The following is a 12,561-nucleotide window of genomic DNA, read 5'->3' as shown; positions in this document are numbered from 1 at the left end:
ATCTAAAAAATAAAATTAAGCTTGTTCAGCAAAAAGCTCAGACCATTCATAAACACGACTGCTTACAGCAGACATTGAACGACCTAATACATCACTAATCACAGCACAAAGATCAGCACCCGCTTCAATCACTTCAGCAGAATTTTCTACAGTTAAACCACCAATTGCACAAATAGGTACATTTAGTTTCGCTTTGGCTTGTTTTAGCGTTTCTAAGCCAATATTGCCTGCTTCAGGCTTAGTTTCAGTCGCAAAAATGGCGCCAAAAGCCACATAGTTTGCACCGTCTGCAATCGCCTGCTCAGCCAGTTCTAAAGAATTATTACAGCTTCGACCGATCAAAACATTTTTAGGTAAACGTGCTACAGCTTCAGCAATTGAACCGTCATCTTGCCCTAAATGTACACCCACACCATATTGAACTGCAGTTTCTAAATCGTCATTAATAACAAAAGGCACTTTGTATTGATTACACATATTTTTCATGTATTCAATTTCATAAGCCTGATCTTCCTTTGCCACTTTTTTACGGCGATATTGCAAAACAGCAACTTCATAAGTTGCCATCGCGCCTTCGAGTTTGGCTAAAAGCAATTCGATAGGATCATCATTGGTAATGAGGTATAAACCACGCATAGTTCAATCACAACTTAAAACTTTTGAATATTATAACGATTAGGTCTATGAAATGTTGCTTGGGGCATAAAATTTTAATGCTTTGCCGCTGAGAAAGTTATATTCCTTTTCACAGGACTGCTTATATAAATGTTTAATTGAATTTTCTGTAGAAAATGGCAAAAAATACCTATTTTCAGGTATAGAACAAAACTGATACAAATTATTTAATACTGCAACAGAAGAACACAAAACGCAGCGCATAAAAACACAACACTTTATAAAAATAATAATGAGTAACCTATTAGACTTTTTGGTGCTTGGTAAGAAACGTTTTGGGGAGCGTTCAGAGCATCAAAAAGTCTAGCCTATTTTTTTTGTGAACATTTTTGTGGTTAAATCTTTCAAACAATAGACCTTTTCTAAGGCCATAAAAAAAGCCTAGAGAAGGTCACTCTAGGCTTGGAAAACTGGGGTTTATCGTCTATTTATCTTTCAGATAAACAGTGAATAAACAATATGAACATTATTAGACTAATCACTCTAAACTTACAAGTCATTTACTCAAAAAACTACACCAAAATCAATAAAAATTAAACGTTTGATTAATAAATAGTTAACTATCAATCTTATCTAAATTACGGTCTTTTAAGCTTAAGTTCCCCTTCACAATATCAGACAGCATGCGCCAATCGGAAATAAAGCTGTATAAAGGCTGCTTGAAACTTGCCGGCTTATTTTTTTCAAAGAAAAAATGTCCGACCCATGCACAGGCATAGCCTGAAACCAGACCATAAGCAAAATACTTTGGTTGTTTTTTTAAAATTGCTTTCATGAAGAAATAGAGTCCTATACTGCTGCCTGTGGCATGTAAACGTCGGCTCATGATATTTCGATGTTCAGTCAAATAAAATCGATAAAATTGCGAGTAGTCACGAATAGGCAACTGAAATTCGGGCTTTAAATCTCGATTAAACTCGGGTTGTACTTGTGAATTCATGTTGTGCTCATCCTGAACTTATTTTAATCAACATAGCTTAAAATTCGTCCGCGTTAAAGGCGTAAAATTTTATTTTGATCCCATGAAAGTCGAACCATTGTGAATTATACAATTGATGGAATATCCATCTTTTAAAACTTTTCTTAGTCCAAAAGCAGAGTTTTCAAATCCGTCAAGTCTTACTTCTCAACTGTTTTTCGCTACAATCGATACGCGTTTAACTCATAGAAAATTTACGCACATTTTAGTTTTTCATTTTTATAAAAATTTAAAGATCGCTTCATGCCAGATCATGAAGTTGTGACATCAGGACAGAAAACCATGGTTGAAGTTGAATTAAAGTTCCAGATTCCAGAAGCACGTCGAACTGCATTATTAAAAGCACTCGATCCAAAAAAATCGGAACAAATTCAACTTAAAGCTAAATATTTTGATACCCCAGATCGAAAAATGGCACAGCAGCATGCAGCCTTGCGTCAACGTTTAGAAGGAACGCGCTGGATTCAAACCCTGAAAGCTGCAGGTAAAAGTCACATTGAACGCTTTGAACATAACTTAGATTTGGGTGAAGTTGAACAAGCTCCTGCTTTAGATTTATCGGTCTATGCCAATGAAGCTGAAGTTCAATCGGTTTTAAAAACCACTTTAGGCGATCAGCAAAATTCTCTACAACTTCAGTTTGAAACTGACATTCTGAGAACTTATCGTGTCATAGAGTTTGAAGATGCCAAGATCGAAGTTAGCTTAGATATCGGCTGTATCCGTAGCAACAATACAGAAACAGAGGTTCACGAAGTCGAATTTGAGCTTAAAAGTGGCTCTATTCAATCGCTCCTTGCCTTTAGTTTTGAATGGGTTAAAAAGTACCATTTGTGGTTAGACGTTCGCAGTAAAGCCGAAATTGGAAACTTGTTGGCATTGAGTCAAACTGTGAGTCCAGCAGTTGAGGCTAAAGAATTTCAACTCAGTAAAAAAGACACTGCCGCAAAAAACTTACGACTTTTAATTGCACAGGAAATGCAGCACCTTCTGCCTAATATTGCCGCAATTTCTGCAGGTGTTGCTCAAGCTGAGCACATTACACAAGCTCAGAAAGCACTCCATCATCTACAATTAACCATTTCGCTGTTTAAAGATTGGAACAGCGATATCGTTGAAAAATGGGCTGTGCAATTAGGCGCATTTAAGCAGCAGTTTGAACAATTACACCATTTTGAGCACATGCAAAATACCTTGGGTGGCTTTTTACAAAACCCAACGACCTCAGAAAATTTAACCAAAGATATTTTGTATGCCAAAGAGAAGTTAGGCAATTTGGTTAAATCGACTCAAAATGTGCATCATTATCTTGAGCTTTTAATGTTTAGTTTGAAAGTCGATGATGCGCCGCAGCAGCATGATTTTAAATGGCATGCTCAAAACACCCTACAAAACCAATATAAAGCCCTGCAAGAGGCTTTAAATGATGCCGACATTAACAATTTTGAAAGCTTAGATGTGCTTTCTCAGCGCATACAAGAGCTTAAATTTAGCTTCCCTATTTTGACATCGATTTATGATGTAAAAAACTTGCAGAAATACAGTAAAGCGCTTAATGATGCACAAGTCGCGGCTCAGGAATACCAAGTCCTTTCCTCTTCTGCACAATATATTCAGCAAACAGAACTGGAAGCTAGTGATTGGTTTGTACTCGGCTGGTTGACTGCAAAACAAGAGGTTTATGCAGATAAGCTATTAGAAGCGACCGAGCAATTCCTTGTCAGTCGAAAACTCATTAAGTAAAATCAAAAAGGGAGATTCAATGAGTCTCCCTTTTTATTTGCATCCCACTTTGTCATATAGATATTCATTTGTTGAACATTCAGATTCAAAGTCGGCTAATTTCAATTCATCATTTCTTTAGTTTGACTCAGTTACATTGAAATATTTTGAGAAGCTATTATTTTTGTTTTCTGGATAAAAACTTTTAAAATAAGCTATCTGAAAAATTAGATTCAGGGTGGTTTTATGTTGAAAAGTCACATACCTGTAATTCATCCCCTATTTTCATTTTCACTTATTTTTATATTTTTCCCAATACTGAGTGCTTGTAGTGAACAACATAAGCCTGTGCAAAGTACCGAATTAAGGCGCACGGCATCCTTACAAGTCGAAAAGCCGCTTTCTCCAACTCAAAACTTTGATCAGACACGACGAACCTTTAAAGTCCTGCGCAATAATAATGAGGACTATGGTGATGAGTCTTACCAAATCAAAACCGATGCTGGCACACTGAGTATTTACAGCATGAACTTGAATCCGCAACAAGGTCAGCTACTATCTAGCGTCAAGTCTGGAGAATGTCTCACCCTATCGAGTCAAAGCGACAATTTAATTGCGGTTGACGGTTATATCAGTGTGATGGAATTGGGCGACATTAAAATTCATCCCTGCAAATAAACTTCAATATAGTATTTGCATATCAGTCATTCAAAAAAACTAAGAAAATTGCCTTAAGGCTACACTGCTATTGGGGGTTTAATTCATAATCCATACTGATTTAACCTTGTGCTAATAACCCCCATGATTTCATGGCATTACTCACCATGCGTTGTAATTGTGTCAAGGCCATACCATCACGTGCTTGTATCGTCATCCCTTGCAATAAGGTCATATAAAAATCAGTCAATTGCTCTGCATGAGCCAAACTTTCAATTTCGGCATTTGCCATAGTGGCTATTTTCACATTAGGGCGTGGATTACATAATCCAAAGCATCCTTGTGCAGCGAACTAAATTCACATTCTAAGTAATATCGTCAACATATTTAATTAACTGATGTTACGCGCGTAAAAGTAATTACGCATTTTTAAAATGATTTTTAAGTCTATTCGACGGAGTCTTACATCTAGGGTTTAAATAAAGGGATTAGCCTTCGGCTGGAGGTACTCTTACGAAACGTTGTTTCTCATTCGGCAAAAGTACCCAAAACCATTGTCATCCGCAAAACTCGTTCACTAGCGTCTACTTATTCAAAGTATCGCAAAAACATCTTTAAATAGATGTAGTTCTGTCTCAAACACTTGCGGATGACGTTGCCGCGTATCGCTCTTTTATTTGAATCAAATGGCGCTTCTGATGTTACTGCGTAACATCAGTAATTAACGATATTTATTAATTAACGATATTTCCCAAAGATTTTCCACGTATTGTTATCTGCTAAAGGGTCACTATAGCTATCGCTACGGGCTTTACGTGGTTTGTCACGGGCATCCACCAATTTAAACTCGTTTTCGACACTAAGTACAATGCCATTCACATAAAAACGAGTACGGGTATAATCACTTTGCCCATGTTGAAATACATAGGTTCTGAGGTCAATAAATTCACGGTGTCCGACCAAGGCTGCAGTGTCATCGCTGTCTAGCCAATGTCGCATCGCTTGAATTTGATCTGCTTCAAATTGCCCACATTTTTCAACTAAGCTGGCAATACCCCGAAAGGTTTTAGATTCTTTCGCACGTGTTTTGTTGATTCGAATACGATCCACGTGAAAATAAAAAAGCGGCAGATTCAAATGACTCGGCAAATGGACTGCATCGAGGACTTCATCTTCCATAAAGGGCTGAAATAAGTCCTGAGCACGTTCAATTAAGCCAGTCCACTGTGCATAATATTCGGCTACTTCAGATTGTGTACCATAATAAATGGGCAGCCCTTCTACATTGGCTAAGGTTGAGGGCGGCCAAACATTTTGTCGAAGTAATGCAATATCACTTTTCAGACTTTGCACTGCGATTGCATCTTGCATGGGGTATTCCACTTTACTTAGGCTATTTTTAGATTAAGTCAAAGGTTTAGTTTCTGCAAGGCTTTGCCTATAATACTGCATTAGATTTTTATGCTAGGACACATTCATGGTTCAAAAGATTGAAGCTACTGATGTAACCGAAGAAGAAGCGTTGAATGCAGCTTTCTTTGAACGTGCGGATGAATTTATTAAACAAGCCAATGAATTTTGTCGTGTTGAAAAAGGTTCTCAAGTCAAACCGGCAGAAATGCGCGGTCAAGTGAGTGCTGCCATGTTATTTGGTACTGCTCGCTTTAATACTTGGGTTGCTGCAAATGGCTTCAAAGATGGCAAAGAAATGCGTGATGCCAAAGATCAAGTGATGTCTTATATTCTTCAACAATTTCAAATGATGCTTGAAGATAATTATGATGAATATTGCGAACAGTTTGAAAACTATCTTCGCTTCCGTCATAACGAAGAATTCCATGCAAATAAGCATGATCACGACCACGATCATCAGCATTAATCAAAAGCCCTTCGGGGCTTTTTTTATACAACTTCTCTTTCACAAAGCTTTGATTTAATATTTAGTCATAACGTTGTATTTTCATCATTCATGCTATTTTCAGTGCCTCGCGTATTCGAAAATACAATGAAATACGCAAGAAATGGACATGGTTTTAAGGACAAGGATAGCAATGCAGACGCTCGATTTTGCCATCGTAGATTCACATATACATCAATGGGATCCATACAATACCCCACATGCCGCTTCACTTGCCGTGAAATTATTGGGTAAACATCCCTACTTGCTCGACAAAATGATGCGCTTAGTTAAGCCGCAAGAGTTAATTGACACTGTTGGATTGACCAAACATGTGACGACACCGTATTTGCCTGAAAATTATAAGCAAGATGCAGGACATTATCAGGTCGATCAAATCGTACATGTAGAAGCGAGCTGGCATGACCATAAAGGCAAAGGGGTAGTTGGTGAAACCAAGTTCATTGAGTCCTTAGACTTTAACGCTCAAAAAATTAAACTTGGCGCCATAGTCGGCACTGCAGACCCAAGTGACAGTAGTTTTAAGAAAATTCTTAAAATGCATAAACAAGCCTCCCCACATTTTCGTGGCATACGAAAAATGGCAGCTGTACATGAAGACCCGAAAGTTCATGCATGGACCAATGAACCGCATCTCTATACCAATAAAAAATTTATGAAAGGTTTTGAAGCTCTTGCTCAAATGAACTTAAGTTTTGATGCGTGGGTTTATTCAGACCAAATTCGTGATTTAACCGCTTTAGCACGTGCTTTCCCTGAAACATCTATCGTTCTGGATCATTTTGGGACACCTGTCGGTGCCTTTGGACCTGTCGGCTCACATACAGGCTTAACCCAAACTTCACGTGACAATATCTTGTTTCGTTGGAAAGATGATTTAGCTGAACTGGCAAGTTGCCCAAATGTTTATACCAAAATGTCTGGATTATTCATGCCGGTGCTGGGTCATCAGTTTCATAAAGAACAACGCCTTGCATCCAAACAAGAGATTTTCGATTGCGCCTTTCCGCTTATTTCTCATGCTCTACAATGCTTTGGGAAATACCGTGTGATGTTTGGCTCTAACTTCCCGATGGATAGTGTGAGTGCATCTTTGGTGAATATTATTTACGCCTTTTCAGATGCGGTCGCGAGTTATGATCATGATGCACTGACTTTAGTCTTCCAACAAAATGCCCGTCAGTTCTACCGCCTATAAGTTCGTTAAGATAATCTTACAATCAAGTCATACAATGCAGCTCAAAAAAATCCTCCAGATGGAGGATTTTTTTATTAAGTTTATTTTTGAGTAGATTTTACAGCTTGACCATATTGGTCAGCCATCACCTCAACCAAACGCTCAGGTTGAATATATTTTTTAATGACAGCATCAACATCCGCCTTGGTCAAACTAGCAATGCGTTGATCACGCTTTTCACGATAGTTTAAATCACGACCTTTTTCTAACTGTGGAATTAACATGCTATGAATGCGACGGTCATCTTCAAGTGCAGTTAAACGCTTTTTCAAAATACTAGCTTTGGCTGCTTCTACTTCCTGTTCCGTCACGCCATTTTTCAATAAGTTTTGCAAAACTTTATGAACAGACTGAGAAACTTGTGCTGATTTACCCGCAGTGTAGTTTGCATCAATACTCAGTACACCTGAATTCACCCATTCATCAAAATTAATGTCAGCACTAAAACCATAAACCAGTGCATTCTTTTCACGTAACTCTTGGGCTAGACGTGAAGACAATTGTGAATCACCGAGTATGTGGCGTAATACTTGTAGTGCAGGAGAATCGGTATGCTCTACACCTACAGGTAGAGTCATAATGGCTTGGTAACTACCAAACTCACGCTGTTCAGACAATGCATGCACTTTCTGTGCAGGATACGCTGTAAATGTAGACTCTAAGCGTTGATAAGGTTCGCTGGTTTTCCAATCTGCAAATTCTTTTTTCAGAATTTTTTCTATTTGCTTGGTATCAAAATCACCTGTTACCGCAATTTGTGCATGCTGTGTTTTAAAGAATTTTTGATGTAACTGCTGCACTTGATCACGTGTAGCTGACTCAATTTGTTTTTTCGCAAGTTCAGGTTCGAAGTGATAACGAATATCCCCCGGCTGATAGATCTCGACAATACGCGACAAAGTCATTGCTGCAACGGTATCAGGCTCTGTATAAGGTCGATCCAAACTCGATAAACTTTGCGCTTTGATTAAATCAAATTGTGACTCTTCAAATGCTGGAGCTTTAATAACATCAATGACATATTGCAAAAATTCAGCAAATTTTTCTTTACGAGCAACCACTTGAATCATCAGGCCATTATCATTTGCACTGACCGTTGCACCGCCACCAACATCAATAATTTTATCGGCAATTTGCTGTAAACTTTGATCTTTCGATGCACGGAACATGAGATAAGCTGTTAAATCTAGCAACTCCCCTTTATTCATTAAGCTTTGTGCTGTACCAAAATCCAATGCAATTGTTGCATAAGTCTTGTCATCACGAGTTTTGGTTGGAAACAATGCATACTGAATGCCGTTTTTAAATTTAGCTCGCTGAATCTGTTTTTCTTTCTGATTTAGATATTGCTTAGACTCAGCTACATATTGCTTCACTTCAGCTCGATAAACACTCGCATCTTTCAATGGCTCTTCTGCAGGCGCTTGCTGATCTAAAGTTTCAGCAGGTTTCGACGCTGCTTGTTGCTGTGCTTTCTTTTGATCTTCAGGTGTAGGCAGAATATTTCCTGTGACACGGTATTCAGGCTTTAGAAAATCCTTATACACTTGATTCACGTCGCTTACACTCAGCTTTTGTACTTTATCTAAGTCTCGGAAATATTGAGACCAGTCCCCGTTATAAGCCACAGTATAAGAACTAAGACGCTCGCCAAGTGCTGTTGCGCTATTTTTGACATTGTCAGCCATATTTCGAGTCAGGCTTTTAACACGGTTTAGCTCGACGTCATTAAAGGCTTTGGTTTGCTCCACACCTTGTGCAAGACTGGTTGCCACTTTGTTTGCATCATGACTTGGGCCATATATCGCCCCCATAAACACCAAATTAAAATCTTTATCTAACCATGTGGTCGATTGAACTGCGGTTGCTGTCCCTGTTTCCACCATGCTTTGATACAAATGCCCACTCGGCTGTAAGGTATACAAGGTTGGAGATACCGCCAAAGCAGTTTTAATCGGTTCAACTGCACCATTTATATAAATATTAAATTTGCCAAAGTCACTACCCTTATGAACAGTAAATTCGCGTTGCTTTAATTTCGTTCCATCTAATTTAGGGACTTTGGCCTGTTCAGGAATTTGGCGTGCGGCAATTGGGCTAAATTGTTGATCAATTTGTTTTAATACAGCCGCTTTATCAAACTTACCAGAAATCACCATCACTGCATTATTTGGCGCATACCAACGGCGATAGAACTGGTTTAATTCGTTCATATTGATCGATTGAAGTTCTTTCAAATCACCTATCGGTAAGCGGCCTAAAGATTGATTGCCATAGGCTTCTTTTAAAACTTGGTCGATTAAGACGGAAAATGGCTGATCTAAACGAATTTCACGTTCACGCTTAACGATATCAATTTCTGTTGGTACAAACTTTTCCTGAAGTACCAATTTATCCATCCGTTCTGCTTCTAAATGCAAAACTTGATCGATTGAACTTTGTTCAGGACGAATCACATTGGTATATTTCGTTGAATAATAATCTGTACTTGCATTGGTCATCAGCGTGAATTGATCTAAGCGACGCTGAAATTCATCACCTTTGACATTTTCAGTGCCTTTAAAAGCTAAATGTTCAAGCAAATGTGCCAAACCACCTTTGCCCGCAGGGTCATTTAATGAACCCGTGAAATACACCGTATTCATAAACACTTTGCTTTCTTTATCGTTTTGCGCCAAAACCACACGAAAACCGTTGTCTAATTTATATTCTTCAATGGCTTGTTCAGTTTTAACCAATACAGGTTGAGCAAAGAGGCTTGTACTTAAACCTGCAAAAAAAAATGAAAGCGTTAAATGTTTAATACGCATGTAATTCAAGTGTCCTTTATATTTAGTATCGATCAGCGCTGTGCTGTCGATCAGATTGGTTTTGATTTTATGCTGAGCTTTTCAGGATTAATAGTTACTTTTTATTAAATACATGCCGCAGATTTCGACAGCATGTATTTGATTTATGTTCAGATATAAATGTCCGACTGCATATATAAACACGCATAGCCTGAGATTTCTATACGGTCATTTTCGAGCATTTGACAATGTAACTCACCACCACGACTCGATGCTTGATACGCCAAGATTTGACGTTTTTCTAGACGTTCTGCCCAAATTGGCACGATTCCGGTATGAATAGAACCCGTAACAGGATCTTCATTGATGCCATTACCCGGTGCAAAATAGCGTGAAATGCAGTCATATTGTTGAGCAGCCGCAGTGATTGCAACATCGGTAATCGTACCCGGTGCTGTAATTGCGGTTCGGATTTTGCCCAGTCGTTTTAAAATTTCAAAATTCGGTTGTTCATCTAAGACTTGCTGAGCCGTTTCGTATTCCACGATATACGCCTGCGCATTCAAATAAACCTGCTTAAAAGGTTGACTCAACCCTAAACGTAGCTCTTCAGGATAATCGCTCACGACCTGTGCCCGACGCACAGGGAAATTCATCAGAATTTTTCCATCTTCAGCTTTATTTACGCTAAAAATACCGAGATTTTTGACATGAAATTGGATATTTTTTTCAGCCGTATAAAACTCAAAAAGCACATAACTACTGGCCAATGTCGCATGTCCACAAAAATCCACTTCAGTGGTCGGTGTAAACCAACGAATTTCATAATTGCTGCTGTCGATTTTTTTCACAAATGCAGTTTCAGACAGATTATTTTCCAAAGCAATCTGTTGCATCAAGTGTTCATCTAACCATTCATCCAACACCAAAACCGCCGCTGGGTTGCCTTTAAATAACACTTGGGTAAATGCGTCCACTTGATACATTTTCATTGATAGAACTCCTGATTTAGTGATTTATATTAAAGGCTTTTGAAAATATTTCATGCGTTATATGCTATGTAGCAACACTTTTGAATAAAACATCTAAGTTTTAGATGCACTTAAATATAGGTACAATTTTGAAAACACATATTCACCCTGTTCCTTTAGAAAAATCATACCGACTTTTGAATCATGGGCCGACTGTGCTCGTCTCTGCTCAGGATCAAACCCATACTGGTGTGATGACTGCTGCATGGGCATGCGCCTTAGAGTTCAATCCTGCAAAAGTGACGGTAGTACTGGATAAATCAACTAAAACACGTGAGATTATTGAGAATTCAGGCTATTTCGCCTTACAAGTACCGACACTGAAACAACTCAAACTGGTCTATGTACTTGGCATGATGAGCCAACGTGATGCGCCAGAAAAATTACGCCAATGTGGCGTGGAATTATTTCAATTTAATGCCTCAGATATTCCTGTAGTTGAAGGTTGTGCTGCTTGGCTACTGTGCAAACTTATTCCTGAGCCGCACAATCAACAAGCGCACGATCTGTTTATTGGCGAAGTCATTGCTGCCTATGCTGATGACCGCGTCTTCCGTAACGGACATTGGTATTATCATGAAGTAGAAGATGAATGGAAAAGCCTACACCATGTTGCTGGCGGGCACTTTTATACCATTGGTAATCCTGTATCTGTAGACGAGGCATCAGACTAAAATAGCGCTGTGAGATATGTCGTTTATCTAGGGCTAAAAATGGATAATCATCCGTTTTGAGCATTTTCATGCTAACTTTAACTTAATTTTAAATATTGAATGAATGGATATGGCGTTTAAAATACATACATTGGATGTCAAAAATTCACTGCAAAATTATATTTGGCTGCTTGAACACACCGAAAGCCATGATGTCATTGCGGTAGATCCTACTGAAGCTGCCTTAGTCGAGCGCTATTGTCAGGAACATCAACTCAATCTTACACAAATTTGGTTAACGCATTGGCATAAAGATCACGTCGGTGGCGTACCGGAACTTATTCAGGATAAAAACATTGCCGTTTACGGTCCCCGTGCAGAATTAAGCCGTATTCCATGGGTGAATTATCCTCTCGATCATAATGACCGTTTTGAATTTCATGGGCTTGAAGTTGAAATAACAGCAACGCCCGGCCACACCCTCGGTCATATCGTATATTTTATCGATGACATTCATACGCTTTTCTGTGGCGATGTATTATTTGCTATGGGCTGTGGACGTGTTTTTGAAGGGACCTTTCAACAAATGTACGATTCATTGAACCGTATAGCCGCATTCCCTGCTGAAACTCAAGTGTATTGTACTCACGAATACACCCTATCGAATGCGCAGTTTGCGCGGCATGTTGAACCTGACAACCTTGCCATACAACAGCGGTTTGATGAGGTTGAATCCCTACGCATGCTCGGGAAATGTACTTTGCCAAGCAGCATTGAATTAGAACTAGAAACCAATCCATTTTTACGTGCAGAAAGTGTTGAAGCGTTTCAGCGCTTAAGAGAACTCAAAGACAATTTTTAATTGGATTGCGAGTTATAAGCATTTAAGATTTCATCACA

General features: G+C 38.7%; 12 protein-coding genes. 6 read left to right on the top strand and 6 right to left on the bottom strand.

Features of this window, described 5'->3' with window-relative positions:
• Positions 1 to 15: 15 nt before the first annotated feature.
• Both thiE and FTV11_RS11615 read right to left on the bottom strand, forming a co-directional pair.
• Complete coding sequence (thiE, locus tag FTV11_RS11620; protein WP_078188828.1) at positions 16 to 636, bottom strand: thiamine phosphate synthase; 621 nt, start codon at positions 634 to 636, stop codon at positions 16 to 18.
• Between the two features lie 595 nt (positions 637 to 1,231).
• On the bottom strand, positions 1,232 to 1,615 hold the full coding sequence (locus FTV11_RS11615) for a DUF962 domain-containing protein (RefSeq protein WP_180049401.1): 384 nt from the start codon (positions 1,613 to 1,615) through the stop codon (positions 1,232 to 1,234).
• A 321-nt stretch (positions 1,616 to 1,936) separates the two neighbouring features.
• Here FTV11_RS11615 and FTV11_RS11610 point away from each other — a divergent pair, with 321 nt between their 5' ends.
• On the top strand, positions 1,937 to 3,397 hold the full coding sequence (locus FTV11_RS11610; RefSeq protein WP_180074046.1) for an inorganic triphosphatase: 1,461 nt from the start codon (positions 1,937 to 1,939) through the stop codon (positions 3,395 to 3,397).
• Positions 3,398 to 3,622: 225 nt separating this feature from the next.
• A complete protein-coding gene (locus tag FTV11_RS11605) occupies positions 3,623 to 4,054 on the top strand; it encodes a hypothetical protein (RefSeq protein WP_180074035.1) in 432 nt (143 codons plus the stop codon).
• Between the two features lie 100 nt (positions 4,055 to 4,154).
• Here the strand turns inward: FTV11_RS11605 and FTV11_RS11600 are convergent, their stop codons facing one another.
• Together FTV11_RS11600 and FTV11_RS11595 are read right to left on the bottom strand one after the other, a co-directional pair.
• On the bottom strand, positions 4,155 to 4,325 hold the full coding sequence (locus FTV11_RS11600; protein WP_180002979.1) for a hypothetical protein: 171 nt from the start codon (positions 4,323 to 4,325) through the stop codon (positions 4,155 to 4,157).
• A 446-nt stretch (positions 4,326 to 4,771) separates the two neighbouring features.
• Entirely contained in the window at positions 4,772 to 5,404 is a 633-nt protein-coding gene (locus tag FTV11_RS11595; RefSeq protein ID WP_180074034.1) for a hypothetical protein, read from the bottom strand.
• Positions 5,405 to 5,510: 106 nt separating this feature from the next.
• Here FTV11_RS11595 and FTV11_RS11590 point away from each other — a divergent pair, with 106 nt between their 5' ends.
• Both FTV11_RS11590 and FTV11_RS11585 read left to right on the top strand, forming a co-directional pair.
• Positions 5,511 to 5,912 (top strand): DUF3144 domain-containing protein, encoded by a 402-nt coding sequence (locus FTV11_RS11590; protein WP_078188837.1) that lies wholly within the window; start codon positions 5,511 to 5,513, stop codon positions 5,910 to 5,912.
• Positions 5,913 to 6,084: 172 nt separating this feature from the next.
• Positions 6,085 to 7,149 carry an amidohydrolase gene (locus FTV11_RS11585; protein ID WP_180074033.1) on the top strand — a complete coding sequence of 355 codons (1,065 nt, stop codon included), beginning with the start codon at positions 6,085 to 6,087 and terminating at the stop codon, positions 7,147 to 7,149.
• 80 nt (positions 7,150 to 7,229) lie between these two features.
• On the opposite strand, the gene FTV11_RS11580 is transcribed toward FTV11_RS11585, so the two are convergent.
• The gene (locus FTV11_RS11580) at positions 7,230 to 9,998 is read right to left on the bottom strand and encodes a pitrilysin family protein (RefSeq protein WP_180074032.1); all 2,769 of its coding nucleotides are present in this window, start codon (positions 9,996 to 9,998) and stop codon (positions 7,230 to 7,232) included.
• 149 nt (positions 9,999 to 10,147) lie between these two features.
• On the bottom strand, positions 10,148 to 10,969 hold the full coding sequence (locus FTV11_RS11575) for a PhzF family phenazine biosynthesis protein (protein ID WP_180074031.1): 822 nt from the start codon (positions 10,967 to 10,969) through the stop codon (positions 10,148 to 10,150).
• A 104-nt stretch (positions 10,970 to 11,073) separates the two neighbouring features.
• On the opposite strand from FTV11_RS11575, the gene FTV11_RS11570 reads away from it, so the two are divergent.
• The gene (locus tag FTV11_RS11570) at positions 11,074 to 11,682 is read left to right on the top strand and encodes a flavin reductase family protein (protein WP_180074030.1); all 609 of its coding nucleotides are present in this window, start codon (positions 11,074 to 11,076) and stop codon (positions 11,680 to 11,682) included.
• Positions 11,683 to 11,791: 109 nt separating this feature from the next.
• Complete coding sequence (gene gloB / locus FTV11_RS11565; protein ID WP_180007299.1) at positions 11,792 to 12,523, top strand: hydroxyacylglutathione hydrolase; 732 nt, start codon at positions 11,792 to 11,794, stop codon at positions 12,521 to 12,523.
• Positions 12,524 to 12,561: the final 38 nt, after the last annotated feature.

Origin of the sequence: Acinetobacter sp. YH12231 (assembly GCF_013417755.1) — a bacterium.
Classification (GTDB): domain Bacteria; phylum Pseudomonadota; class Gammaproteobacteria; order Pseudomonadales; family Moraxellaceae; genus Acinetobacter; species Acinetobacter amyesii.
This window is presented reverse-complemented; position numbering and strand designations above follow the sequence as displayed.